Here is a 25,266-nt window from a genome sequence, read left to right as displayed (position 1 = left end):
TGTTTTGAAAAAGAAGGGAAAGAGCAAAAGCGGCCGGGAACGGTTCCGCAGTTTCAGACATGCCCGTTCAGCCCACGTACTGTTGTATTTGCTGCTTTCGGCGATTATGTTTGGCTTGCTCTTTATTCATGTAAAACCTGAATCACTTAATTTGGATTTGTTCTCAGTCAGTGATAAGACCATCTACGCGCCTGCAACAGTGGAAGACCAGCAGGCGACGGAAGCGAAAAAGCAGGCGGCCGAAGACGCTGTTGAGGACCAATACACACTGAAAAAAGGCTATACCGACAACCGCCTTGATCTCATCACGTCTATTTTCGACAGCATCAGCGAAGTGAAACAAAATGCTGAAAAAGACAAAAAAGCTCCTTCGGAAAACTCTTTGGTAAAGTCGGTAAAAAACAAGCTGACTCAAGATGTGAATGAATCCATTTCAGAAGACACTATTAAAGCGCTTCTGCATGCGAACAATGAAGATTTCTCATTTGTGAGGGATTCCGTCATTACTGCGGTGAATACGGTGATGAGCAGTGAGATACCGTCCGAAAAATTAGCAGAAGCGAAGGAAAAAGTCGCAAAAGAGCTGAAAAGTGCTTCGGTGCCGTCAAAGTATTTGTCAGCGGCAACTGAAATCGGAAAATATGCGGTCATCCCGAATTACGTATTTGATCCGAAAGCGACCGATGCAAAGCGGCAGGAAGCCTCAGACAGTGTCCAGCCGGTTCAGATCAAACAAGGACAGGTTCTTATTGAGGAGAATGACCTGATCGACCGGGAGGTATACAGAAAGCTCGAATTAACGGGGCTGTTAAACAATTCGAATCTGTTAAAGCCTATCACCGGTCTGTTACTGATGATCGGTCTGTTCATTGCTACGCTTGTCTACTATTTTGAGAAACAGCAGCAGGAACTTAAGCTGAAAAATAAATCACTTTTGTTATTTTCCATTATTACAACGCTGATTCTTGTCATTATGGAAGTCGTCAGCCTGTTTCAAAAAATCGAATACACCAATATCGGTTATCTTGTTCCGATCGCCGCCGGCGCCATATTATTCAGGCTGCTGCTCAATGAAAGGCTCGCTATTTTAGGAAGCATCATTTTAGCGATTTGCGGCAGTATGATGTTTAATCAGGGCGTAACGGGAACGTTTAATTATGTAATCGGAATTTACTATTTAATCAGCAGCATTTCAGGCATTTTGTTTTTAGGAAAACATAATGCGAGATCTAAAATTTTGCAGGCCGGATTGTTCGTGTCGTTTATTAATATGATTATCGTGCTCTCGCTTTTATTAATACAAAACACGGCGCTGTCCGCTGTTGAAATCGGAACGTTAATGCTGATGGGGGCCGTGTCGGGCCTGGCTGCATCGGTTTTGATTATCGGCCTTATGCCGTTTTTTGAAACGGGATTCGGCATTCTGTCGACGATGAGGCTGATTGAGCTGTCAAACCCGAATCATCCTCTGCTTCGTAAGATTTTAACGGAAACACCTGGTACATATCATCACAGCGTTATGGTTGCGAATCTGTCGGAAGCGGCCTGTGAAGCTGTAGGTGCAAACGGCCTGCTGGCGCGTGTAGGGGCGTATTATCATGATCTTGGCAAAACGAAACGCCCGCAATACTTTATTGAAAATCAAATGAATATGGATAATCCTCATGATAAGCTGTCTCCGCAGCTCAGTAAAAATATTATCATCGCCCATACGACAGACGGCGCGAACATGCTCAGAAGCTATAAGTTTCCGCAAGAGCTTGTGGACATCGCTGAGCAGCATCATGGGACGTCCCTTTTAAAATTCTTTTATTATAAGGCGAAGGAAAAAGGCGACCAGATTACAGAAGAAGAGTTCCGCTACCCGGGACCGAAACCGCAATCAAAAGAGGCTGCCATTATTTCAGTGGCTGACAGCGTCGAGGCTGCCGTCCGTTCGATGCACAATCCAAATCCGGAGCGGATCGAGAAGCTTGTGCGCGGGATTATATCCGATAAGCTTCAGGACGGGCAGTTCTCGGAATGTGATCTGACCTTCAGAGAGCTGGATACGATCGCTAAAACGCTCTGCGCAACATTAAAAGGAATTTTCCACTCCCGGATTGAATATCCGGAGGCTACGAAGAAGGTGAAATAAAATGGGTTTACTGATAGATATCGTTGATGAAACAAACAGTGTCTCAGCCGACTCACTGAAAGAAGTTGAAAAGCTGCTTCAATTTGCGGCGGATAAAGAAGGCGTTCAGGATCAGGCTGAGGTCTCAGTGACAATTGTCTCCAATGAGGAGATCAGAGAAATCAATAAAGAATATAGGGGAAAGGACACCCCGACAGATGTCATTTCGTTTGCTCTTGAAGAAGAAGGGGAAGACGAAATCGAGATAGTGGGCGCCGACATGCCGCCTGTTTTAGGAGATATCATTATCAGCGCTGACCGAACGAAAGAGCAGGCAGAAGAGTACGGCCATTCCTTTATGAGGGAGCTCGGCTTTCTCGCTGTCCACGGCTTTTTGCATTTGCTTGGCTATGATCATATGACTAAGGAAGATGAAGAAGAAATGTTTTCTAAGCAAAAGGATTTGCTGGATGAGTATGGACTCACGAGATCATAAAAATGAGTGGAGCCGTCTTATAAAGAGTTTTGTCCACGCATGGAGAGGGATCTGGAAAACGGCGCGGTCGGAGCGGAATTTTCAATTTCACACCGCCGCAGCCTGCGCCGTCATTCTTTGCGGCTTCCTCACCGGGCTCAGCTCGGCTGAATGGGCCGTTGTTTTGATGCTGATCGGAGGCATGCTCTCACTGGAGCTGGTGAATACGGCTATTGAACATCTTGTTGATTTAGTAACGGATCAGTACCATCCGCTCGCAAAAGCGGCAAAGGACGCGGCCGCCGGAGCTGTTTGCGTATTTGCCGTCATTTCGTGTATCATTGGTTTACTCATCTTTTTGCCGAAGTTATTTTAGCAGAAGATTCTTACAATTATTTTACATTACCAAAAATGGGCGTGAAAAACCAATAAAAATTATGTAAAATAAAAGTGACAGCGGTATCATACAGGATAAAGGTAAGAGAGGAACATGTACACATGAACAGACAAGAACTTATTGCAGAAGCATTAAAAGCACGGGACACAGCGTATGTGCCGTATTCAAATTTCAGAGTCGGAGCCGCTCTTCTTACCAAAGACGGAAAAGTGTACAGAGGCTGCAACATTGAAAATGCAGCATACAGCATGTGCAACTGTGCTGAACGCACCGCTTTATTCAAAGCTGTATCTGAGGGGGATACGGAATTCAGCATGCTGGCCGTAGCAGCGGATACACCGGGACCGGTGTCACCGTGCGGAGCTTGCAGACAAGTAATTTCCGAGCTCTGCTCAAAGGATATGCTCGTGATTCTGACCAACTTACAAGGACAAATAAAAGAAATGACTGCAGAAGAATTATTGCCAGGCGCATTTTCATCGGAGGATTTACATGACGAACGAAAGCTTTAAATCAGGATTTGTATCTATCATCGGAAGACCTAACGTAGGAAAGTCTACCTTTTTAAACCGGGTCATCGGACAAAAAATCGCCATTATGAGCGACAAACCCCAGACGACAAGAAATAAAGTGCAAGGGGTGCTCACAACAGGCACATCACAAACCATTTTTATTGATACACCCGGCATTCACAAACCGAAGCACAAGCTTGGCGACTTTATGATGAAAGTGGCGCAGAACACGCTGAAGGAAGTTGACTTGGTGTTATTTATGATTAACGCTGAAGAAGGATACGGAAAAGGCGACGAGTTTATTATCGAAAAGCTCCGTCAAACATCTACGCCCGTATTTTTAATCGTAAACAAAATCGATAAAATCCATCCTGATCAGCTCCTGCTATTAATTGACGAGTACCGCACGCGTTATCCGTTTAAGGAAATAGTGCCGATTTCAGCATTGGAAGGCAACAACGTTGAAACGCTGCTCGCACAGATTGAAGCATATTTACCGGAAGGGCCCCAGTTTTATCCGAGTGACCAGGTGACAGACCATCCTGAGCGGTTTATTATTTCTGAACTGATCAGAGAAAAGGTGCTCCACCTCACAAGGGAAGAAATCCCGCACAGCATCGCGGTGAGCATCGAATCCATAAAGGCGCAGGATAACGGCTCTGTCCATGTGGCGGCCACAATCGTGGTGGAACGCGATTCGCAAAAAGGAATCGTCATCGGGAAAAAAGGCAGCCTTTTAAAAGAAGTCGGCAAAAGGGCAAGAGCTGATATTGAAGCGCTGTTAGGCTCACGCGTTTATTTGGAGTTGTGGGTAAAGGTGCAAAAGGACTGGCGGAATAAAATGTCCCAGCTTCGCGATTTCGGTTTTAAAGAGGATGAATATTAAGATCTCAGCGCATGCCTGATGTGTGATTACCTCACAAGAACAGGGATACGTTAGCAAAATTTGTTTAACATGAAAAGGGGGACACCAGGTCAAGATAAGGGTAAGAATTTGGATTGGCAAGCTAGTTTAATTATGAAAGGTGGGTTTTTTGTGTTGAATTTTACCTGGAACGTATTTTCTCAAACAGGAAGTGTTGATACGTACCTTCTTTTTAAAGAACTGGAAAAAGAGAACCTGGAAAGACCCGAAGAACCGGAAGATGAGCTAGCCCGAATTGATTTTCCAATTTTGTAAACCTCTTGGCCCCTCCCATTGTTGGAAGGTGCGGAAATGCTGACAAAATGTGAAGGAATCGTGCTCCGTACGAATGATTACGGAGAGACGAATAAGATCGTGACATTGCTGACAAGGGAACACGGCAAAATCGGCGTCATGGCAAGAGGCGCCAAGAAAACAAACAGCCGGTTATCAGCAGTCAGCCAGCCGTTTTTGTATGGGTCATTTTTAATGCAAAAAACATCCGGACTCGGCACGCTCCAGCAGGGTGAGATGATTCTCAGCATGAGAACGATCAGAGAAGACTTATTTTTAACGGCATATGCCGCCTTTATTGCTGAACTTACTGACAAAGGAACCGATGAAAAGAAACCGAACCCTTACTTATTCGAATTCATTCTCGAATCCTTTAAGAGGCTGAATGAAGGAACGGATCCGGATGTGATCACTTTCATTGTTCAGATGAAAATGCTCGGCGTTATGGGACTGTATCCCGAGCTGAATCATTGTGTCCACTGCAAAAGCCAGGACGGAACGTTTCACTTTTCTGTCAGGGATAACGGGTTTATCTGCCACCGCTGCTTTGAAAAGGATCCGTACAAAATTCCGATTTCGCCGCAAACGGCAAGGCTTTTAAGGCTGTTTTATTACTTTGACATCGGACGCCTCGGCAGCGTATCCTTGAAACAGGAAACAAAAAATGAAGTGAAACGGGTCATCGACCTGTATTACGAAGAATATTCAGGACTTTATTTGAAGTCCAAACGGTTTTTAGACCAAATGGAAAGCATGAAAAACCTTTTGGATGAAAACAAAAGTTGACATTCTGCCCATCTTTTTATATGATCATTTATTATAAAATATGTTGCAGTGACAGAAAGAAGTACTTGCGTCCAACTCATATAAAGCGACCTTAGGACAGTGTGAGCTAAGGATGAGCGCGCAACGAAAGGCATTCTTGAGCAACGCTTTAAAAAGAGGCTGAGCGATTCACTCCTCAGCAACTAGGGTGGAACCGCGGGAGAACTCTCGTCCCTATGTTTGCGGCTGGCAAGCATAGAGACGGGAGTTTTTTGATTGCGGCCGCACGTGTAAAAGAATGAGAAAGTGGAGGTGCTTGAAATGAACATTCAAGATATGATATTAACCCTGCAAAAGCATTGGTCCAATGAAGGCTGTGTTCTCATGCAGGCATATGATGTGGAGAAAGGCGCAGGCACAATGAGCCCGTATACATTTTTACGCAGCATCGGGCCTGAGCCGTGGAAGGTGGCTTACGTTGAGCCGTCCAGACGGCCTGCGGACGGCCGTTACGGAGAAAATCCAAACAGGCTTTATCAGCATCACCAATTTCAGGTGATCATCAAGCCGTCCCCTGATAACATTCAGGAGCTTTATCTTGATTCATTGCGCGCGCTCGGTATTGATCCGCTCGAGCATGATATTCGATTCGTAGAGGATAACTGGGAAAACCCGTCTCTAGGCTGCGCCGGCCTCGGCTGGGAAGTATGGCTGGACGGCATGGAAATCACGCAGTTTACATATTTCCAGCAGGTGGGCGGAATAGAGTGTAAACCGGTTTCTGTCGAGATCACGTACGGAATTGAACGTCTTGCTTCTTATATTCAAGATAAAGAAAATGTCTTTGATCTGGAATGGACGTCAGGATTTACGGTTAAAGATTTATTTATGATGGCTGAATATGAACATTCCGTTTACACATTTGAAACGTCCGATGTGGAAATGCTCTTCCATTTATTCAGCACATATGAAAAAGAAGCGATCAGGCAAATGGAGAACGGACTTGTGCATCCGGCCTATGATTATGTGCTGAAATGCTCGCACACGTTCAATTTGCTTGATGCGAAGGGCGCTATTTCGGTGACGGAGCGTACGGGTTATATCGGCCGTGTCCGTAACTTAGCGAGAAAAGTAGCAAAAACGTATTATGAGGAACGGGAAAAATTAGGGTTCCCAATGCTTAAAGAGGAGGGCTCTTCTCATGAGTAAACAAGATTTGCTTTTAGAGATCGGATTAGAGGAAATGCCGGCGCGTTTTTTACATGACAGCATGGTGCAGCTCGGTGAAAAGCTGACGGCTTGGCTGGCGGAAAAAAATATTGCTCACGGCGAAGTGAAACTTTTTAATACTCCGAGACGTCTGGCTGTATATATAAAAGATGTCGCAGAAAAACAGGCTGATATTCAAGAAGAAGCAAAAGGCCCGGCTAAAAAAATCGCTCTTGACGCTGACGGAAACTGGACAAAAGCGGCGATCGGCTTTTCTAAAGGCCAAGGCGCCGGTGTGGACGATCTGTACATGAAAGACGTAAACGGCACGGAATACGTCTTCGTTCAGAAATTCCAGGCCGGACAAGAAACGAAGTCGCTTTTACCACAATTAGAAAACTTGATTACAAGTATGCATTTTCCGAAAAACATGCGCTGGGGAAATCAAGATTTGCGTTATATCCGCCCGATTAAATGGATTATCGCTCTCTTCGGAAAAGAAGTCATTCCGTTTGCCATTACAAATGTTGAATCCGGACGAAAGACACAAGGACACCGCTTCCTCGGTCAAGAAGTATCTATTGATACGCCGTCAGCATACGAAGAACAGCTGAAGGAGCAGCATGTCATTGCTGACCCGACTGCCCGGAAACGCATGATTCAAAGCCAGCTTGATGCAATTGCAGCAGAGAACAAGTGGAATATTCCGATTGATGAGGACCTGCTTAACGAAGTCAATCACCTTGTGGAATATCCGACGGCTCTTTACGGCTCTTTTGAATCGGAATTTCTTTCTATTCCTGAAGAGGTGCTTGTGACGACGATGAAAGAGCACCAGCGCTACTTCCCGGTAAAAGACGGAAACGGTGAGCTGCTGCCTCATTTCATTACGGTAAGAAACGGGGACAGCCATGCGATTGAAAACGTCGCGCGCGGAAACGAAAAAGTGCTGAGAGCCAGACTTTCTGACGCCTCGTTCTTCTATAAAGAAGACCAAAAACTGAACATTGACGAAAACGTGAATAAGCTTGAAAACATTGTTTTCCACGAAGAGCTTGGTTCCCTTGCGGATAAAGTAAGAAGAGTGACTGCCATTGCAGGCAAACTTGCCGTTCGTCTTAAAGCTGATGAACAAACGCAAAAACTTGTTAAGCGCGCCGCGGAAATTTCTAAATTTGACCTTGTCACGCATATGATTTATGAATTCCCTGAGCTGCAAGGCGTAATGGGAGAGAAATATGCCCGCATGCTCGGTGAAGATGAAGCGGTCGCTTCTGCGGTAAATGAGCATTATATGCCGAAATCAGCCGGAGGGGCAGTGCCGTCAACATTTACAGGGGCAGTTGTCGCGTTAGCGGATAAGCTCGATACGATCGCTTCCTTCTTCAAGATCGGCGTCATTCCAACGGGTTCTCAGGACCCTTACGGCTTGCGCCGCCAGGCAAGCGGCATCGTTTCGATCCTTATAGACCGAAACTGGGGCATTTCATTCAAAGAGCTTTTAACGTTTGCAGAAACAGAAAAAGAAAATGAACTGCTCGACTTCTTTACACAGCGCCTGAAATACGTCTTAAACGCTGAAGAGATCCGTCACGACGTAATTGAAGCCATTCTGGACAGCACGGAGCTTGAGCCGTACTCAGCTGTCCATAAAGCGCGAGTGCTGGAGAAGCAGCTCGGAGCACCGGGCTTTAAAGAAACGGCTGAATCACTCGGCCGGGTCATCTCCATCAGCAAAAAAGGAGAAAGCCGCGAAATCAAACCGGACCTGTTTGAAAATGAACAGGAACAAAAGCTGTTTGATGCTTATCAAAAAGCGAAAGACAGTGTCCGGGAAAGTTTCGGCTCCAAAGACTATGAAAAGGCTCTCGCCGCGCTCAGCGCCTTAAAAGAGCCGATTGAAGAATACTTTAATCATACGATGGTAAATGCGGATAACGAAGCATTAAAAACAAACCGTTTAGCGCAAATGGCTTCTCTTGCAGATGTGATCAAGTCCTTTGCTAATATGAATCATCTTATTGTAAAATAAAGAGAAGGAAAAGACGGTTGCTGTGTGATCGGCAATCGTCTTTTCCCCTTTACATTACATCAAAGATTTAAAATCATAGATATTGAAAACCTTCCATAAAGGTGGTGAGTACGATCGAATTAAATAAACGGCAAGAACAAATTTTACAGATTGTAAAGGAAAACGGCCCAATTACCGGGGAGCATATTGCGGAACAGCTCAATTTAACGAGGGCCACGCTGCGCCCAGACTTGGCCATACTCACCATGTCAGGCTTTTTAGAGGCTCGTCCGCGAGTCGGTTATTTTTATACAGGGAAAACAGGAAACCAGCTGCTTGCGGATAAACTGAAAAAGCTGCAAGTAAAAGATTTTCAATCTATCCCCGTCGTCATCCATGAAAATGTTTCGGTATACGATGCCATCTGCACCATGTTTTTAGAAGATGTCGGCACGTTATTTGTCGTGGATCGTGATGCTGTCTTAGTCGGTGTGCTGTCGCGCAAAGATTTGCTGCGGGCGAGCATCGGCCAGCAGGAACTTGCCTCAATACCTGTCCATATCATTATGACAAGAATGCCGAATATCGCCGTATGCCGGCGAGACGATTATGTGATGGACATCGCAAAGCATTTAATTGAAAAACAGATCGATGCGCTGCCCGTTATAAAAGAAACGGAAAAAGGCTTTGAAGTCATCGGCCGGTTTACAAAAACGAATATGACGAAGATACTCGTCAGTTTATCAGAAAATGAAATCATATAGCTTAAAACTAACGGGGGGATAACATGGACAATCGCATCATTTATGTAGTATCAGACTCAGTCGGAGAAACGGCCGAACTCGTGGTAAAGGCTTCGCTCAGCCAGTTTAACGGCTCTGCCGATGATACGCATATCAGAAGAATTCCTTATGTTGAAGACATCGGCACAATTAATGAAGTCGTGTCTCTCGCCAAAGCGGACGGCGGCATTATTTGTTTCACCCTTGTCGTTCCTGAAATTCGGGAATATTTAGTTGCAGAAGCGGAAAAAGCCAATGTGTTGTATTACGATATTATCGGCCCGCTTATTGATAAAATGGAAACAGCCTACGGCCTGACGGCAAAATATGAGCCTGGCCGCGTCCGCCAGCTTGATGAAGATTATTTCAAAAAGGTGGAGGCCATCGAGTTTGCTGTCAAATATGATGACGGCAGAGACCCGAGGGGCATTTTAAAAGCCGATATCATATTGCTCGGTGTATCCAGAACGTCTAAAACCCCATTATCTCAATATCTTGCCCATAAGCGGCTGAAGGTGGCCAATGTTCCGATCGTTCCAGAGGTTGACCCGCCGGAAGAGCTGTTCAGCGTTGATCCTAAAAAGTGCATCGGCTTAAAAATCAGCCCTGATAAACTGAACCATATTCGAAAAGAACGGTTAAAATCTCTCGGCTTAAACGACAAGGCCATTTACGCCAACATTAACAGAATTAAAGAAGAGCTGGAGTACTTTGAGAAAATTGTAGACCGAATCGGGTGTCAAGTCGTTGATGTTTCGAATAAAGCGGTTGAGGAAACAGCTAATATCATTCACCATCTGAAAACAAAGGGCCGATAACTCAGGACGCTTTATCCTGGGTTTTTGGGTATGCAAATAGGGAATAAACAAAAAGGATGGCATCTTTGCGAAGTTTGTATTATAATAAAAAATTGTGATAAAATGTTTATTTTTAGGTTTAAGCTTAGTGTGATACGAATAAACTATTACGGATAAGATGTCAAGAAATACTCCCGGAAATTTTTCGACAAACGCTCAGAATAGATCTGCAGTCATGGAGCATATGCGATTTCGCTTGTTTTTATGCAGGAGATTGATGGAGGGATGGAGAATTAGTCTTCTTAATGAAAAAGAAAAGACGATTTTTGTCGATGCAGACGCATGTCCTGTAAAAGAGGAAATATTGCTTATTGCATCGCAATTCAGCGTTCGGGTTGTTTTCGTCGCATCATTTGAACACTATCAGCTTTCCAGAAACAAAGACGAGAATTGGATATACGTTGACCCTCATAAAGAAGCGGCTGATTTATATATCGCAAACCATGTGCGGCCGGGAGACGTCGTTGTCACGCAGGATATCGGTTTAGCTTCCCTGCTTTTGAACAGAAATATTGCCGTTTTATCAGAAAGAGGCCGTTCTTATACAGAGGACACGATTGACTTCGCTCTGATGAGCCGTCATATGTCAGGCAAACTAAGAAGAAGCGGCATCTATTCCAAAGGACCTAAAAAATTAAATAAAGAAGATCGGAAACGATTTGTTACCCTGCTTAAAAAAATCCTGTCGAATGATGAAGGGATTTCAAATCAAAACATCGAATAATGTACGACGGAGTGTTATAAGATGGGAAACCGCATACCAGATGAAGTAGTAGATCAGGTGCAGCAGTCGGCAGACATTGTTGAAGTCATAGGTGATTATGTCCAATTGAAAAAGCAAGGCCGCAACTACTTTGGGCTCTGCCCGTTTCACGGGGAAAACACGCCTTCGTTTTCTGTATCGTCCGATAAGCAAATTTTTCATTGCTTCGGCTGCGGTGCTGGCGGCAATGTTTTCTCTTTCTTACGGCAGATGGAGGGCTATTCATTTACGGAAGCCGTTTCTCACCTTGCGGATAAATATCAGATTGATTTCCCTGATGATATAACGATTCACTCTGCATCCCGGCCTGAATCTTCCGGAGAGCAAAAAATGGCTGAAGCTCACGAGCTTCTTAAGAAATTTTACCATCATTTGCTAATAAACACAAAGGAAGGCCAGGAAGCGTTAGATTACCTTTTTTCAAGAGGTTTTACGAAAGAGCTCATAGATGAGTTTGAAATCGGCTATGCGTTGGATTCATGGGATTTCATGACGAAATTCTTAGCAAAACGCGGTTTTAAAGAAGAGCAGATGGAAAAAGCGGGCCTTTTGATCAGAAGGGAAGATGGAAGCGGATATTTTGACCGTTTCAGAAACCGGATTATGTTTCCTATTCATGATCATCACGGAGCCGTGGCGGCTTTTTCAGGAAGAGCACTCGGGAGCCAGCAGCCGAAATATATGAACAGCCCGGAAACGCCGCTGTTTCATAAATCAAAGCTTCTGTACAACTTTCACAAGGCGCGCCTGCCGATCAGAAAGCAGGAGAGAGCCGTGCTGTTTGAGGGATTTGCGGATGTGATTTCCGCTGTCAGCTCCGGCGTGAAAGAGAGCATCGCCACAATGGGCACCTCGCTTACAGAAGAGCATGTGAAGATCCTGAGAAGAAACGTTCAAGAGGTCATTCTTTGTTACGATTCGGATAAAGCCGGTTATGAAGCTACGCTGAAAGCGGCAGATCTGCTTCAGAAAGCTGATTGTAAAGTAAGAGTGAGCATGATGCCTGACGGGCTGGACCCTGATGATTATATCAGGAGCCGTGGCGGAGAAAAATTCAAGACCGAGATCATTGAGGCAAGCGTCACGGTCATGGCTTTTAAAATGCAATATTTCCGGAAAGGAAAAAACCTATCTGACGAAGGGGACCGGCTGACTTACATGAAAGAAGTGCTGAAAGAGATCAGCGCTCTTTCCGGGTCGCTCGAACAGGAAATGTATGTGAAGCAGCTCGCATCCGAGTTTTCCCTTTCAGAAGAATCGTTAACAGAACAGCTTTCCATCTATTCAAAACAAAACGCACCGGCCGCAAAAAACGCCGAAACGCAAACGAGACGGGCCCGGATTACGACAAAAGCGAAACAGCGGCGTCTGCGTCCGGCCTACGAGAATGCGGAAAGACTTCTTCTCGCTCATATGCTTAGGGACCGAAACGTTATCAAAAAAGTAATTGAACGTGTCGGTTTTGAATTTAACATTGACGGACATCGTGCGCTGGCCGCATATCTGTACGCTGTTTATGAAGAAGGTGCTGAATTGACGCCGCAGCATCTCATGGCAAAAATGCAGGATGAGGAAATCAGCCAGCTGCTTTCAGATATATGGATGCTCCAGGTAAACGAGGAGCTGACAGAGGCCGAGTTATCCGATTACGTAAAAAAAGTGTTGGATCACAGAAAATGGTCAATGATAAAGGAAAAAGAAGCAGAAAGAGCAGATGCAGAGAGACAGAAAGACTTTATAAAAGCTGCGTCTTTGGCTCAAGAAATTGTCTCATTAAACCGATCATTAAAATAACAGTAAAAAGAGGCACAGCGTTCAGGTTGGCAATGATTCCTTGCGGAGGAGCAAATAGATCGCTTAACCTCACCATGAATTGTCATTTATTATCCGCTGCTACCCGCATGCTGAAAAATAGATAATGCCCTGGGGACGGATAAGAAACATACCGCTTTTAGAATTCGTTGCAAGCTTTGGAAGGAGGGATCCATAATGGCTGATAAACAAACCCACGAAACAGAAACAGAACTCACACTAGACCAAATAAAAGACCAATTGACAGAAGCCGGGAAAAAACGTGGCGTTTTAACATATGAAGAAATTGCTGAACGCATGTCCAGCTTTGAAATTGAATCAGACCAAATGGATGAGTATTATGAATTTTTAGGAGAACAAGGTGTTGAATTAATTAGTGAAAATGAAGAAACAGAAGATCCTAATATTCAACAGCTTGCCAAAGCCGAAGAAGAATTTGACCTTAATGACCTCAGTGTACCGCCTGGTGTAAAGATCAATGATCCAGTCCGCATGTACCTAAAGGAAATCGGACGGGTAAATCTTCTTTCTGCTAAAGAAGAAATCACCTACGCTCAAAAAATTGAAGAAGGTGACGAGGAATCTAAACGCAGACTGGCTGAAGCAAACCTTCGTTTAGTTGTCAGCATTGCTAAACGGTATGTCGGCCGCGGCATGCTTTTCTTAGACTTGATTCAAGAAGGAAACATGGGTCTCATGAAAGCTGTCGAAAAATTTGACTACCGTAAAGGATATAAATTCAGTACGTATGCAACTTGGTGGATCAGACAGGCGATTACACGCGCCATCGCTGACCAGGCGAGAACGATTCGTATCCCTGTTCACATGGTTGAAACCATCAACAAATTAATCCGTGTGCAGCGCCAGCTTCTTCAGGATTTAGGCAGAGAGCCTACACCGGAAGAGATTGCCGAGGACATGGATCTTACGCCTGAAAAAGTCCGTGAAATTTTAAAGATTGCTCAAGAGCCTGTTTCTTTAGAAACGCCGATCGGTGAAGAAGACGATTCACATCTCGGTGATTTCATTGAAGACCAGGAAGCGACGTCTCCGTCGGATCATGCGGCATATGAGCTGTTAAAAGAGCAGCTGGAAGATGTGCTGGATACGTTGACAGATCGTGAAGAAAACGTGTTGCGTCTCCGTTTCGGGCTTGATGACGGACGTACAAGAACGCTGGAAGAAGTCGGCAAGGTATTTGGAGTAACGAGAGAGCGTATTCGTCAAATTGAAGCAAAAGCGCTTCGTAAATTGAGACATCCAAGCAGAAGCAAACGCCTGAAGGATTTTCTCGAATAGAACGGGTCTTTTTGATCCGTTCTTTTTATTTGAAAAGATATATGGATAATATACCTTTATTTTACTGGATAAGCATATGATTTGCAAATGGGCTTCGGCTAAAATGCAGTATGTACGGAGGGGAATGAGTAAGAAAGTTTATTTATATTCCTTATTGTAAGCGTATACAATTCATTATACAATAGAATAAAGATAATTTTGGATAAACAAATCAGTTATTTTTCTTTTTTGTATAAATTGTGAAATCAATGAAATTGCTTTGCAAATCCATTTACTTTTTGTAAAAATAAGTTAGAATTAGAAGTGTTTACATAGGGGGAGAATGAAAAAGGGGGATGGAGACATGAAATGGAATCCGCTGATTCCTTTTTTGCTGATTGCGGTGCTTGGAATAGGTTTGACTTTCTTTTTGTCTGTAAAAGGAAATGGGGATGCGCATCAAATCGCAAGCGGCGGTGAAAGCAAGTCCGATGAAAAGGAAACTGCAAACGCTTCACCTGAAGAGATTTATAAAGCGAACTGTATTACCTGCCACGGTGAAAACTATGAAGGCGTGTCAGGTCCAAGCTTAAAAGGTGTCGGAAAAAGAAAAGATGTTGCTGCTATTAAAACAAGAATTGAAAAAGGCGGCAACGGAATGCCCGCAGGCCTCGTTCCGGCCGAAAAAATTGACGATATGGCGAAATGGGTATCCGGGATTAAATAATCAGCCGGCAGGCGCCCTGTAAAAGACATATGAAAAACTCTATCCGCCGCTTGGATTCCGGGCGGTTTTTTTATATGATAGTAAAGGAAAAAGAACCTGAGAAAAGTTGTGATATTGTGAATGAAATGAAGTTATCTAAAAGATTGCAGACTGTAGCGGAGTACATCCCCCGTGACGCGGCGGTGGCAGACATCGGATCGGATCACGCGTATCTTCCTTGCTATGCCGTTTTAAACAAATTGGCCAGCCGTGCGATCGCAGGCGAAATCACGGACGGGCCGTATCTTTCTGCAAAACAGCAGGTGGAAAAACTGAACTTAAGCGCTCAAATATCCGTAAGAAAAGGCGACGGGCTAAGCGTCATTGAAAAAGGAGAAGCCGATGCCATTACAATCGCGGGTATGGGAGGAGCGCTTATCGCCCATATTTTGGAGTCGGGAAAAACAAAATTAACGGGGCGTGAACGGCTGATCTTGCAGCCGAATATTCATGCCGTTCATATAAGAGAATGGCTTTATCGGGAAGGCTTTGAACTTATCGATGAAGTGATCCTTGAAGAAGACGGAAAGTGTTACGAGATACTCGTCGCAGAAGCCGGAGATCCGAATGCGCCGTATCAACATATGACAATGGCCGCCGGAATGCTGGTAGGACCGTTCTTATTAAAAGAAAAGAATGAAGTTTTCATCAAAAAATGGAGTCAAGAGCTTAAGCATACAGAACATATTTACGAACAGATCAGCAGTGCTGCGAAAGATGGGCAGAGTCATGAAAAATTAGCTGAGCTGAAAGAGCGCATCGCTTTGTTAAAGGAGGTTATCGGTCATGCCTAAACATATTAACGGGCAAGAGATCATTCAGTTATTTGAACAATTTTCTCCGAAGGCTTTTGCGGTTGAAGGTGATAAGATCGGTTTGCAAATCGGCAGCCTGAATAAGCCGGTGAAAAATGTGATGGTCACACTTGATGTTCTGGAAAGTACAGTGGATGAAGCCATCGAAAAACAAGCGGATTTAATTATCGCCCACCATCCGCCGATTTTCCGGCCGCTTAAACAGGTAACAACTGATCAGCCGGCCGGAAGACTGATTGAAAAATGTTTAAAACATGATATCGCTGTATATGCGGCCCATACGAATCTGGATGTAGCTGACGGCGGTGTGAATGATCTGCTTGCAGAGGCACTCGGCCTTACAGAAACAGAAGTGCTTGTCCCGACGTATACGGACCCGCTTAAAAAGCTGGTCGTGTATGTACCGAAGGACTATGAAGAAGCTGTCAGAACGGCGCTTGGTAATGCGGGAGCCGGACATATCGGCAATTACAGCCATTGCGCGTTTTCTGCAGAGGGGATCGGCAGCTTTAAGCCGCTGGACGGGGCTAAGCCGTTTATCGGCCACACAGGAGAATTGGAGCTTGTCCATGAAGTAAGGCTTGAATCCGTTTTTCCCGCCAGTTTAGAAAAAGCAGTCGTGAAAGCGGCAGTGAAAAGCCATCCGTACGAAGAGGTGGCATACGATATTTATCCTGTAGAGCAGTCTCCTCTTGAAAAAGGCCTCGGCCGCATCGGGAAACTCCAGCAGGAGATGACGCTCCGGGAATTTTCATTGTTTGTCAAAGAGAAGTTTGACGTCAACGGAGTGCGGATGGTCGGCGAGCCTGACAGCACGGTTAAAAAAGTGGCGGTGCTCGGGGGAGACGGGAATAAATATATTTATCAGGCAAAACGCAAAGGCGCAGATGTTTACGTGACGGGTGATCTTTATTTTCATGTGGCGCATGACGCGATGATGATGGGATTAAACGTCGTTGATCCGGGGCATTACGCTGAAAAAATCATGAAAAAGGGCGTAGCTGAAAAGCTTGCTGCCATGGCCGGAGAGAAAAATTACGAAGTGCGTATTTTTGCTTCGGAAACAGATACAAATCCATTTACCTTCTTATAAAAAAACTGAGGCGGGAGCCTCAGTTTTTTATCTTTACTTTCGGAAGAATTTTTTGGAGCGGCACATTATGCTCAATACCCCAAGTCGATTCATCGTTATGATTGAATTGTTCTAAAAAGCGGATCACTTCTTTTGTAATTGGCGTCGGTGTGGACGCACCGGCGGTAACGGCGACCGTATGAACATCTTTGAGCCAATCAAGCTTTAGCTCGCTGAGGTCTCCGATCCGGTAGGCTTTTGTCCCGGCGATTTCTTCTGACACTTGGGCGAGCCTGTTTGAGTTGTTGCTTTTCGGGTCACCGACGACAATCGTTAAGTCCGCTTTTTTTGCTTGCTCTGATACGGCTTCTTGGCGGACCTGTGTTGCCAGGCATATTTCCTGATGGTACTCCACATGAGGATACTTTTCTTTGACCGTTTCCATAATGTCATGGACGTCCCATTGCGACATTGTCGTTTGGTTCGTGACGATTAACTTCTCTGCCTGGATATCGAGATTCCTGACATCTTCCTCTGTTTCAACGAGATGAACGATTTCAGGCGCGACGCCGACGGCTCCTTCAGGCTCAGGGTGTCCTTTTTTGCCGATATAGATGACGTGATAGCCTTCCGCTTTTACTTTTAAAATTAAGTCATGTGTTTTCGTAACATCGGGGCATGTCGCGTCAATCGTTACAAGCCCTTTTTCTTCAGCGGCTTTCCGAACTTCGGGAGACACTCCGTGAGCCGTAAAAATAACGGTTCCTTTGTCCACCTGCTTTAAAATCTCCAGACGGTTTGTTCCGTCCAGTGTGTAAATCCCGTCTTCTTCAAATGCATCTGTGACGTGTTTATTATGAACGATCATTCCGAGTATATATATAGGTCTTGGCAGGCTTTTATCGAGTGACGCGTTTTTGGCAATGACCATAGCATCAACGACGCCATAACAATAGCCGCGCGGCGAGATTTTGATAACGTCCAATGTAATGTCCTCCTATCAAAAAGTGAGTGTAGAGGCAATATAAAAAGCCGTAGTTAAACGGCTCTAATCTTGCATTCTTCTGATCCCATTATAGCTAATCTTCCGTAAGATATCAAAGAATGTTAAATATATAATTTGGGCTTCGATCTGCCTGATGTTCTTTTTGGTTTCGGCGGGTCGGCTGAATCAGCCGCTGACGCTTCTTTTTTTTTCGAGGCTGAAGTCTGCGCTGATGTTTTTTTGGATGTTTTTTTGGATGTTTTTTTCGATGTTTGAGAAGCGGCGCTCGATTTAGCATCGTCATCTGTCTCGGACGTTTTTTCTGTTTCGCCTTTTTCTGCAGTTTCTGTTTCTTCTTTTGTTTCGTCAGTGTCGCTCTCATTTTTTTCTTCGGTCTCATCATCATCGCTGCCTAATTGGCTGTACAGCTTCATCATGGCGGGCAGATTCCGGACTAAAGGACCGTACTGCTGTATCATTGGCGTAACCTGCTGGGCCATGCCGAGCACCTTTTGAACGTTGCCGAGCATGCCTGACAGTGACGCGGGACTTGCTAAATTCTGAATACCTTGCAGGCCTGCGCTTGCGCCTCCGCTTGCTGCGGCGGGTGCGGACGCAGCCCCGCCCCCCGAACCAGGCAAAAACTTAGACAGCATTCCTTTTAAACCTCCGCCTGCGCCGCCGTTTGTTGCGCCTGCACCTGTAATCTGCTGAGGGAAAAGCTGCCTGGCAGGCTGCATGAATTGCTGCCGGGCTGCCATAGAAGCCCCTCTTCCCATCATCCGCGGGTTCATCATCTGCCGGCCCTGCTGCGCTATATTTCTCATCGGCTGCTGCTGTGGAAACATACTTGTACCTCCTTTCTGTCTCTCTGCTATTACAATATGCATCGAAGGGGGCATTTGCTTTTCGGTCTCAAAAAACAGGTTTCCCCCAAGACATGGTGTTTTTAAGTAAAATCGGTTATAATGTGATGATGGACACATAATGTGCCGCTTTAAGGAGCTGGGAAAAATGAAAGAAACGAAATTTGAACTTTATAACTTAAAACCGTTCATTATAGATGCAGTTCACCGCCTCGGTTTTTATGAACCGACAGATATTCAAAAACGGCTGATACCCGCTGTATTGAAAAACGAAAGCGTAATAGGGCAGTCCCAGACGGGAACAGGGAAAACCCACGCTTATTTATTGCCTCTATTGAACCGGATTGATCCAACTTCTGACGTTGTACAGGCTGTTATTACAGCCCCGACGAGAGAGCTCGCCAATCAGATTCATCAGGAAGCGCTTAAAATTACTCAGGGTGCAACAGACCAGCCGATTCGGTCAAAATGCTTTATCGGCGGGACGGACAAACAAAAATCGATCGACAAGCTGAAAACACAGCCTCATCTCGTCGTAGGGACGCCGGGCCGCATTGCCGATCTCATTAAGGAACAGGCACTGAACGTTTACAAAGCCGAAGCCCTTGTTATTGATGAGGCTGATCTCATGCTTGATATGGGATTTTTAGCAGACGTTGATTACATCGGATCACGCATGCCTGAAAACTTGCAGATGCTCGTTTTCTCGGCTACGATTCCTGAAAAGCTGAAGCCGTTTCTGAAAAAATATATGGAGAATCCTAAATACGCGCATGTAGAGCCGAAAAGGATCACTGCCGAAAAGATCGAGCATGTCTTAATCCCTTCCAAACAGCGTGATAAGGACAAGCTGCTTTTTGACATGATGTCACATATAAACCCTTATTTAGGCATCGTTTTTGCAAATACAAAAAACACTGCTGACCATATTGCGCGGTACCTGACGGAAAAGGGAATGAAAATCGGCCTTCTGCACGGAGGATTAACGCCGCGTGAGCGTAAAAAAGTCATGAAACAGATTAATGATCTTGAATTCACATACGTGATCGCAACGGATCTTGCAGCCAGAGGGATTGACATTAAAGGCGTAAGCCATGTCATAAACTATGAGCTTCCGGATGATCTGGACTTTTATGTCCACCGTGTCGGACGAACGGCACGCGCCGGTTCTTCAGGCCAAGCGCTGACCATTTATGAGATTTCTGATGAGGATGCGCTCGTCAGACTTGAAAAAATGGGCATTGAGTTTGAATATGCAGAGCTTGTAAACGGCGAATGGAAAAAAGGTGATGACCGCCACCGCCGTAAAAAACGGAAAAAGACACAAAATGAGGCGGACCAAATCGCACAGCGCCTTGTGAAAAAACCGAAAAAAGTGAAACCGGGCTATAAAAAGAAAATGAGCTATGAAATGGAAAAAATTAAAAGGAAACAGAGAAGAAACCAATCTAACAAAGGAAAGTAGGGGAATCGGGTTGCTGAAAATAGGTTCGCACGTCTCGATGAGCGGAAAACATATGCTCCTTGCTGCAAGTAAGGAAGCCGTCTCATACGGGGCGAATACGTTTATGATTTATACGGGCGCACCCCAAAATACGCGGCGTAAAAAAATAGAAGACCTTAATATCGAGGCGGGCCGCGCCCATATGAAGGAAAACGGCATCGATGAAATTGTCGTGCATGCGCCTTATATCATTAATATCGGAAACACGACGAACCCGGCAACATTTGAGCTGGGGGTTGATTTTCTCCGTTCTGAAATTGAAAGAACAGCAGCGATCGGCGCAAAGCAGATCGTACTTCATCCGGGCGCCCATGTCGGAGCCGGAGCAGAAACGGGCATAAAAAAAATCATCGAAGGTTTAAACGAAGTCATTGACCCGAATCAAAATGTTCAAATTGCGCTGGAAACAATGGCAGGCAAAGGGTCTGAATGCGGCAGAAGCTTTGAAGAGCTTGCGCTGATTATCGAAGGCGTCACGCACAATGAGCATCTTTCCGTTTGTTTTGACACATGCCACACGCATGATGCAGGGTATGACGTTGCCAATGATTTTGACGGTGTCCTGAATGAATTCGATAAAATCGTCGGCATCGACAGAATTAAAGTGCTTCATGTCAATGACAGTAAAAATGTCAGAGGGGCGAAAAAAGACCGGCATGAAAATATCGGCTTTGGAGAAATCGGTTTTGACGCTCTTCAATATATCGTTCATCATGAGCAGCTGGCTGACATTCCGAAAATCCTTGAAACGCCGTATGTAGGTGAGGATAAGAAAAACAAAAAACCTCCATACCGTTTTGAAATTCAAATGCTGAAAGAAAAGCAGTTCGACGAGGAACTGCTCGAAAAAATTTTAGCTCAATAAAAAGGAGGGACAACCGTCCCTCCTTTTTTAACCTGAGAATTGATTGAAAAGTTCGTCAACTTTCCGGGCTGTTTCTTTAGAGGTTATCGTTTCCACTTTTTTCAGCAGCCGTAAGCGTTCCTGCTCATCAAAAATATTAATGTTTTTACCGTGCATCAGTTCCGCTACTTCTGAAGCTTGGTTTCTTGTGAGACTGATGCCGTATTGCTTAGAATACTTCAGCAAATCGTCTGCAGTGACCTGATTGAGCCGCTGCAAAATAATTCTTTGAATTAAAATCATCGACAATTTCACCTCTTTAGACATAATGTATTGAGCAAATCATTAAAATGTTACAGTTTTTAATGGTAAAATAGAGATATATACTATTTAAAATAGTTATTACAGGAAAGGAGATTTTATGTCCCCAAATAAACAACATAAAAAAGAATCATTTTTACGCTTTATCTTCAGGGTCATTATGATTCTGATCGGGGCGGGTTCTGCCGCCGTAAGTATTGAATTGTTTCTGGTCCCTAATAATTTTATCGACGGAGGCATTATCGGTGTTTCATTAATTTTAGACCACCTCTTTATGTCCAATCCCATCCTCAATTTCGCTTTATTCGTTGTTTTACTCAACATCCCATTTATGATTTTCGGGTATAAATATATCGGAAAAACATTTCTAATCTCTACAGTTATCGGAATTGTCGGATTAGCTTTAATTGAATCCTCTTTGCACCATGTGGAAGCGGTCACGACCCAGCCGATTTTGGCGACGGTATTCGGGGGGCTTTTGCTCGGTTTCGGGGTAGGCCTTGTCATCCGAAACGGAGGCTCGATGGACGGTACGGAAATACTCGGTATCCTTCTCACAAAAAAGCTGCCCTTTTCAGTCGGGGAATTCGTTATGCTTATCAATGTGTTTATTTTTATTTGGGCCGGTTTTGTGTTCGGTCCGGAGCAGGCGATGTATTCTTTCATGACTTACTATATTGCCATGAAAACGATTGATGCCGTCATCCAAGGGCTTGATGAAACGAAAGCAGTCATTATTGTTGCAGAGCAATATGCTGAGATCTCAGACGCTATATTGCATCGGCTTGGACGGGGAACCACTAAGCTTCAGGGAAAAGGCGGATATACAGATGAATCTAAAGAAGTCATTTATGCGGTTGTGACAAGGCTGGAAGTGACGAAACTGAAATCCATTGTTTTTGAAATTGATAAAAATGCGTTTATTACGATTATGAATACCCATGAAACCAGGGGCGGCAAGTTCAAAACTGCGATCCACTAGGCTTTCATTTACTTTTATTAATTTTATAGGTATAATTTTATACATCATAAGAAAATGGCCTGCTGATCTTCCAGCTGCCATTTTCTTTTTGGAGCGATATGTGAAGTAAAGGGGAGGTCCTCATGAACGTACAAGAAGCGTTGAACCTGCTGAAGGAAAAAGGATATAAATATACGAGCAAGCGTGAAGACATGCTTCAGCTTTTTGCCGATTCTGATAAATATTTGACCGCAAAAAACGTGCTTGCCGCATTAAATGATGACTATCCGGGGTTAAGCTTTGATACCATATACAGAAATCTTTCTTTATATGAGGAGCTCGGCATTTTGGAAACGACAGAACTTTCCGGAGAAAAACTGTTTCGTTTTACATGCTCTTACACCCATCATCATCACCATTTTATCTGTTTAACCTGCGGGAAAACGAAGGAAATTGAGTCCTGTCCGATGGATAAGCTTCACGATGATTTGGAAGGATATGAGATCACCGGCCATAAATTTGAAATTTACGGGACATGTCCTGCGTGCCGATAAGAAAAAACCTCCTGCCCGCCAGGAGGTTTTTTTATTTAAGCAGAAACATACAGAGGCTCCGTTTCTCAGCTTTTTACCCGCTGAAGGCTGTGTTTGTTTTGGTTTATCCATGAAACGGCTTCGAGCCAATCGTTAACCCTGATAATATTTGAATCGGTGGGGAGCTGATTGTAAGGGGAGTCGAACAGAATAACCGGAATGCCGGCTTCTTTTGCGATCATCGTCGCGTTGCCGTGGTGATCTTCAAAAAACAAATCAATGCCATGCTTTTTGACAGCTTCCACTTTATGATGTCCGCCGACAAGCTCGACATGGTCATAGTGAATGTCTCGGCTTGTGAACCAGTCTAACGTCACATCCGCCAAGTGATCGCGTCTTGCTGTAATATATATGAGACGGTGCTCTTCTTTCAGCCCGTCCAGCGCTTGTTTGGCGAAATCTGCAGGTTTTGCTTCTTTATAAATGGCTGCTTCATGTACATTCATCCATTCCCAAAATTCCTCTGCCGTTATATTCAGCAGCTTAGTCAAATCATAATCAGTCATATCATCCAAAGTAATGGAAAGGTGAAATGAGCGGTTTAAATAAGGGACAAATGTATCCTGTGCCGTGATCGTGCCGTCAATATCTATACCTAAACGTAACATGTCCACACTCCTATATTTTCATCCCTTCAAGTGTAACATAAACAATTAACAATAACAGAAAAGTTTAGCAAACATGATTCCGGAAAAAAGGTGAAAACTAAAAAAGCTCCTTTAATAAAAGAGAAGGGGGAATTGAAGGTGGCATACGATTACGAAAAACGCGAAGGCAATAACTATTATGTGGATCATGGTTCTGAAGGAACAGATATAACGCGTGATGTTTATTCAGAGGAAACAGCTGCTGAAATCGCAGAGCCTTACCGTGCTTCTGACCGAATCAGCGACCGTGATGATGACCGCGACGACACAAATGTTAATGAAGGCCGTGGGATAGGGTACGCAGCATTGGCCCTTTCGATCATCTCACTGTTTGTGCTTCCTGTTTTATTAGGAGCATGCGGCATTATTGTCGGCTATATCGCCAGAAGAAGAGGCGCAGGCGCTTTAGGCGGCTGGGCGATGGGAATCGGTATTGTTTCCCTGGTGCTCGGCATCTTTATCACACCGTTTTTCTAAAACAAAAAAGCTTGACGGATATCCGTCAAGCTTTTTGTGTTTCCTGCTGTAATTTTGCTTTTTCAGCTTCAAGCTTTGCGTAGTGCTCTTCAGCAAGCTTGTCAATTTCTTTTTTCAGTTCTTCGACCATTGTTTCCTCAGGAACTTTGCGGACGATTTCGCCTTTGCGGAAAAGAAGTCCTTCGCCGCGTGCGCCGGCAATGCCGATGTCTGCTTCTCTGGCTTCTCCGGGACCGTTTACGGCGCATCCGAGAACAGCTACTTTGATCGGCGCTTTTACCTTCGAGATGTATTCTTCCACTTCGTTTGCGATGCTGATCAGATCAATTTCAATCCGTCCGCATGTCGGGCACGAAATAAGCGTGGCAGCGTTTGAAGCAAGCCCGAATGATTTTAACAGCTCTCTGGCTACTTTCACTTCTTCAACCGGGTCGGCGCTTAAGGAGATACGCATTGTATTTCCGATTCCTTTGCTTAAAATAGCGCCCAGTCCGGCCGCGCTTTTTACCGTTCCGGCAAACAGCGTGCCTGATTCTGTGATCCCGAGGTGAAGCGGGTAATCAAAAGCCTTTGCCGCTTTTTCATACGCTTCAATTGCAAGGTTGACGTCAGATGCTTTCATACTGACGATGATGTCATGAAAGTCGAGGTCTTCCAAAATTTTAATATGGTGTAGTGCACTTTCAACCATTCCGTCCGCAGTCGGATAGCCGTATTTTTCTAAAATCCGTTTTTCTAAAGAGCCTGCGTTAACCCCGATCCGAATCGGAATTCCTTTCTCTTTTGCCGCTTTTACGACGGCTTCCACTTTTTCGCGGCGGCCGATGTTTCCCGGATTGATTCTGATTTTGTCAGCGCCGCCCTCAATGGCTTTTAATGCAAGCTTGTAATCAAAATGAATGTCCACAACGAGGGGAATGGAAATTTGTTTTTTAATATCCGCAATGGCGTTAGCAGCGCGTTCGTCCGGGCATGCTACCCGCACGATTTGGCAGCCGGCTTCCGCTAAACGGTTGATTTCCGCCACTGTTGCTTCTACGTCGTGTGTTTTTGTTGTCGTCATGCTCTGGATGACAACTTCATTATTTCCGCCTATTGTTAAAGGTCCCACTTTAACGGGACGCGTTTTTGTACGATGGGTGATTTCACTCACTTGTCAATCGCTCCTTAATTGTAGTTACCGCTTGTAAGCCAGTCCTCATACGTTTTCAGGCAACTTCTATTTACATGTTATATTGTA

General features: G+C 44.6%; 27 protein-coding genes. 22 read left to right on the top strand and 5 right to left on the bottom strand.

The window, feature by feature from the left end:
- The first annotated feature begins 4 nt into the window (after positions 1-4).
- The 17 genes from AXI59_RS04745 (at position 5) to AXI59_RS04670 (ending at position 16,849) form a co-directional block, all read left to right on the top strand.
- Positions 5-2,137, top strand: coding sequence for an HD family phosphohydrolase (locus tag AXI59_RS04745; protein WP_061521908.1), 2,133 nt, complete (start codon positions 5-7; stop codon positions 2,135-2,137).
- A 1-nt stretch (position 2,138) separates the two neighbouring features.
- Positions 2,139-2,612: an rRNA maturation RNase YbeY gene (ybeY, locus tag AXI59_RS04740; RefSeq protein WP_061521909.1), complete on the top strand. Its 474-nt coding sequence runs from the start codon at positions 2,139-2,141 to the stop codon at positions 2,610-2,612.
- Positions 2,593-2,967, top strand: coding sequence for a diacylglycerol kinase family protein (locus AXI59_RS04735; protein ID WP_061521910.1), 375 nt, complete (start codon positions 2,593-2,595; stop codon positions 2,965-2,967). Before ybeY ends, AXI59_RS04735 begins: the two co-directional genes overlap by 20 nt.
- A 122-nt stretch (positions 2,968-3,089) precedes the next feature.
- Positions 3,090-3,500 (top strand): cytidine deaminase, encoded by a 411-nt coding sequence (locus AXI59_RS04730; RefSeq protein WP_061521911.1) that lies wholly within the window; start codon positions 3,090-3,092, stop codon positions 3,498-3,500.
- Positions 3,481-4,386, top strand: coding sequence for a GTPase Era (gene era, locus AXI59_RS04725; protein ID WP_061521912.1), 906 nt, complete (start codon positions 3,481-3,483; stop codon positions 4,384-4,386). Before AXI59_RS04730 ends, era begins: the two co-directional genes overlap by 20 nt.
- Positions 4,387-4,536: 150 nt before the next feature.
- A complete protein-coding gene (locus AXI59_RS19175) occupies positions 4,537-4,680 on the top strand; it encodes a YqzL family protein (RefSeq protein WP_007408286.1) in 144 nt (47 codons plus the stop codon).
- A 36-nt stretch (positions 4,681-4,716) separates the two neighbouring features.
- A complete protein-coding gene (gene recO, locus AXI59_RS04720) occupies positions 4,717-5,484 on the top strand; it encodes a DNA repair protein RecO (protein ID WP_061521913.1) in 768 nt (255 codons plus the stop codon).
- A gap of 300 nt (positions 5,485-5,784) precedes the next feature.
- Positions 5,785-6,672, top strand: a complete 888-nt coding sequence (glyQ, locus tag AXI59_RS04715) for a glycine--tRNA ligase subunit alpha (RefSeq protein ID WP_061521914.1) — start codon at positions 5,785-5,787, stop codon at positions 6,670-6,672.
- A complete protein-coding gene (gene glyS / locus AXI59_RS04710; RefSeq protein ID WP_061527537.1) occupies positions 6,665-8,704 on the top strand; it encodes a glycine--tRNA ligase subunit beta in 2,040 nt (679 codons plus the stop codon). Before glyQ ends, glyS begins: the two co-directional genes overlap by 8 nt.
- A gap of 104 nt (positions 8,705-8,808) precedes the next feature.
- A complete protein-coding gene (gene ccpN, locus AXI59_RS04705; protein WP_061522015.1) occupies positions 8,809-9,447 on the top strand; it encodes a transcriptional regulator CcpN in 639 nt (212 codons plus the stop codon).
- 23 nt (positions 9,448-9,470) lie between these two features.
- Entirely contained in the window at positions 9,471-10,283 is an 813-nt protein-coding gene (locus AXI59_RS04700; RefSeq protein WP_061527536.1) for a pyruvate, water dikinase regulatory protein, read from the top strand.
- Positions 10,284-10,539: 256 nt separating this feature from the next.
- Positions 10,540-11,046 (top strand): YaiI/YqxD family protein, encoded by a 507-nt coding sequence (locus AXI59_RS04695; protein ID WP_061521917.1) that lies wholly within the window; start codon positions 10,540-10,542, stop codon positions 11,044-11,046.
- A gap of 21 nt (positions 11,047-11,067) precedes the next feature.
- Positions 11,068-12,879, top strand: a complete 1,812-nt coding sequence (gene dnaG / locus AXI59_RS04690; RefSeq protein ID WP_061521918.1) for a DNA primase — start codon at positions 11,068-11,070, stop codon at positions 12,877-12,879.
- A 195-nt stretch (positions 12,880-13,074) separates the two neighbouring features.
- Complete coding sequence (gene rpoD / locus AXI59_RS04685) at positions 13,075-14,196, top strand: RNA polymerase sigma factor RpoD (RefSeq protein WP_061521919.1); 1,122 nt, start codon at positions 13,075-13,077, stop codon at positions 14,194-14,196.
- A 343-nt stretch (positions 14,197-14,539) separates the two neighbouring features.
- A complete protein-coding gene (cccA, locus tag AXI59_RS04680; RefSeq protein WP_061521920.1) occupies positions 14,540-14,902 on the top strand; it encodes a cytochrome c550 in 363 nt (120 codons plus the stop codon).
- 182 nt (positions 14,903-15,084) lie between these two features.
- On the top strand, positions 15,085-15,735 hold the full coding sequence (locus AXI59_RS04675; protein ID WP_240491488.1) for a tRNA (adenine(22)-N(1))-methyltransferase: 651 nt from the start codon (positions 15,085-15,087) through the stop codon (positions 15,733-15,735).
- Positions 15,728-16,849 (top strand): Nif3-like dinuclear metal center hexameric protein, encoded by a 1,122-nt coding sequence (locus tag AXI59_RS04670; protein WP_061527535.1) that lies wholly within the window; start codon positions 15,728-15,730, stop codon positions 16,847-16,849. Before AXI59_RS04675 ends, AXI59_RS04670 begins: the two co-directional genes overlap by 8 nt.
- A gap of 19 nt (positions 16,850-16,868) precedes the next feature.
- Here AXI59_RS04670 and AXI59_RS04665 read toward each other — a convergent pair whose 3' ends face one another.
- Both AXI59_RS04665 and vrrA read right to left on the bottom strand, forming a co-directional pair.
- Complete coding sequence (locus AXI59_RS04665; RefSeq protein ID WP_061521922.1) at positions 16,869-17,813, bottom strand: 4-hydroxy-3-methylbut-2-enyl diphosphate reductase; 945 nt, start codon at positions 17,811-17,813, stop codon at positions 16,869-16,871.
- Positions 17,814-17,935: 122 nt separating this feature from the next.
- Positions 17,936-18,661: a VrrA/YqfQ family protein gene (vrrA, locus tag AXI59_RS04660; protein WP_061521923.1), complete on the bottom strand. Its 726-nt coding sequence runs from the start codon at positions 18,659-18,661 to the stop codon at positions 17,936-17,938.
- Between the two features lie 166 nt (positions 18,662-18,827).
- Here vrrA and AXI59_RS04655 point away from each other — a divergent pair, with 166 nt between their 5' ends.
- Positions 18,828-20,144, top strand: a complete 1,317-nt coding sequence (locus tag AXI59_RS04655) for a DEAD/DEAH box helicase (protein ID WP_061521924.1) — start codon at positions 18,828-18,830, stop codon at positions 20,142-20,144.
- 10 nt (positions 20,145-20,154) lie between these two features.
- On the top strand, positions 20,155-21,048 hold the full coding sequence (locus AXI59_RS04650; RefSeq protein WP_061527534.1) for a deoxyribonuclease IV: 894 nt from the start codon (positions 20,155-20,157) through the stop codon (positions 21,046-21,048).
- Between the two features lie 27 nt (positions 21,049-21,075).
- Here AXI59_RS04650 and AXI59_RS04645 read toward each other — a convergent pair whose 3' ends face one another.
- Positions 21,076-21,330, bottom strand: coding sequence for a DUF2624 domain-containing protein (locus tag AXI59_RS04645; RefSeq protein ID WP_061527533.1), 255 nt, complete (start codon positions 21,328-21,330; stop codon positions 21,076-21,078).
- A gap of 118 nt (positions 21,331-21,448) precedes the next feature.
- Between AXI59_RS04645 and AXI59_RS04640 the strand changes: the two genes are divergently transcribed.
- Entirely contained in the window at positions 21,449-22,330 is an 882-nt protein-coding gene (locus AXI59_RS04640) for a YitT family protein (RefSeq protein WP_061521927.1), read from the top strand.
- A gap of 122 nt (positions 22,331-22,452) precedes the next feature.
- A complete protein-coding gene (gene zur / locus AXI59_RS04635; RefSeq protein WP_061521928.1) occupies positions 22,453-22,863 on the top strand; it encodes a zinc uptake transcriptional repressor Zur in 411 nt (136 codons plus the stop codon).
- A 65-nt stretch (positions 22,864-22,928) separates the two neighbouring features.
- On the opposite strand, the gene AXI59_RS04630 is transcribed toward zur, so the two are convergent.
- Entirely contained in the window at positions 22,929-23,510 is a 582-nt protein-coding gene (locus AXI59_RS04630; protein WP_061527532.1) for a 5' nucleotidase, NT5C type, read from the bottom strand.
- A 132-nt stretch (positions 23,511-23,642) separates the two neighbouring features.
- Here AXI59_RS04630 and AXI59_RS04625 point away from each other — a divergent pair, with 132 nt between their 5' ends.
- Positions 23,643-24,026 (top strand): DUF308 domain-containing protein, encoded by a 384-nt coding sequence (locus AXI59_RS04625; RefSeq protein WP_156476227.1) that lies wholly within the window; start codon positions 23,643-23,645, stop codon positions 24,024-24,026.
- Positions 24,027-24,051: 25 nt separating this feature from the next.
- Here AXI59_RS04625 and ispG read toward each other — a convergent pair whose 3' ends face one another.
- Complete coding sequence (ispG, locus tag AXI59_RS04620) at positions 24,052-25,170, bottom strand: flavodoxin-dependent (E)-4-hydroxy-3-methylbut-2-enyl-diphosphate synthase (RefSeq protein WP_197464685.1); 1,119 nt, start codon at positions 25,168-25,170, stop codon at positions 24,052-24,054.
- Between the last annotated feature and the right edge of the window lie 96 nt (positions 25,171-25,266).

The organism is Bacillus nakamurai (genome assembly GCF_001584325.1).
In the GTDB taxonomy this organism is placed as follows: Bacteria; Bacillota; Bacilli; order Bacillales; family Bacillaceae; genus Bacillus; species Bacillus nakamurai.
The sequence above is the reverse complement of the archived record's forward strand: the minus strand, read 5'-3'. Positions and strand labels throughout refer to the sequence as shown.

Bases quoted from the DNA above. Each gene is read 5' to 3' on its own strand.
- ybeY (WP_061521909.1), top strand. From the start codon at position 2,139: ATGGGTTTACTGATAGATATCGTTGATGAAACAAACAGTGTCTCAGCC.
- AXI59_RS04735 (WP_061521910.1), top strand. From the start codon at position 2,593: ATGGACTCACGAGATCATAAAAATGAGTGGAGCCGTCTTATAAAGAGT.
- AXI59_RS04730 (WP_061521911.1), top strand. From the start codon at position 3,090: ATGAACAGACAAGAACTTATTGCAGAAGCATTAAAAGCACGGGACACA.
- era (WP_061521912.1), top strand. From the start codon at position 3,481: ATGACGAACGAAAGCTTTAAATCAGGATTTGTATCTATCATCGGAAGA.
- recO (WP_061521913.1), top strand. From the start codon at position 4,717: ATGCTGACAAAATGTGAAGGAATCGTGCTCCGTACGAATGATTACGGA.
- glyQ (WP_061521914.1), top strand. From the start codon at position 5,785: ATGAACATTCAAGATATGATATTAACCCTGCAAAAGCATTGGTCCAAT.
- glyS (WP_061527537.1), top strand. From the start codon at position 6,665: ATGAGTAAACAAGATTTGCTTTTAGAGATCGGATTAGAGGAAATGCCG.
- AXI59_RS04700 (WP_061527536.1), top strand. From the start codon at position 9,471: ATGGACAATCGCATCATTTATGTAGTATCAGACTCAGTCGGAGAAACG.
- AXI59_RS04695 (WP_061521917.1), top strand. From the start codon at position 10,540: ATGGAGGGATGGAGAATTAGTCTTCTTAATGAAAAAGAAAAGACGATT.
- dnaG (WP_061521918.1), top strand. From the start codon at position 11,068: ATGGGAAACCGCATACCAGATGAAGTAGTAGATCAGGTGCAGCAGTCG.
- rpoD (WP_061521919.1), top strand. From the start codon at position 13,075: ATGGCTGATAAACAAACCCACGAAACAGAAACAGAACTCACACTAGAC.
- cccA (WP_061521920.1), top strand. From the start codon at position 14,540: ATGAAATGGAATCCGCTGATTCCTTTTTTGCTGATTGCGGTGCTTGGA.
- AXI59_RS04670 (WP_061527535.1), top strand. From the start codon at position 15,728: ATGCCTAAACATATTAACGGGCAAGAGATCATTCAGTTATTTGAACAA.
- vrrA (WP_061521923.1), bottom strand. From the start codon at position 18,661: ATGTTTCCACAGCAGCAGCCGATGAGAAATATAGCGCAGCAGGGCCGG.
- AXI59_RS04655 (WP_061521924.1), top strand. From the start codon at position 18,828: ATGAAAGAAACGAAATTTGAACTTTATAACTTAAAACCGTTCATTATA.
- AXI59_RS04645 (WP_061527533.1), bottom strand. From the start codon at position 21,330: ATGATTTTAATTCAAAGAATTATTTTGCAGCGGCTCAATCAGGTCACT.
- AXI59_RS04640 (WP_061521927.1), top strand. From the start codon at position 21,449: ATGTCCCCAAATAAACAACATAAAAAAGAATCATTTTTACGCTTTATC.
- zur (WP_061521928.1), top strand. From the start codon at position 22,453: ATGAACGTACAAGAAGCGTTGAACCTGCTGAAGGAAAAAGGATATAAA.
- AXI59_RS04630 (WP_061527532.1), bottom strand. From the start codon at position 23,510: ATGTTACGTTTAGGTATAGATATTGACGGCACGATCACGGCACAGGAT.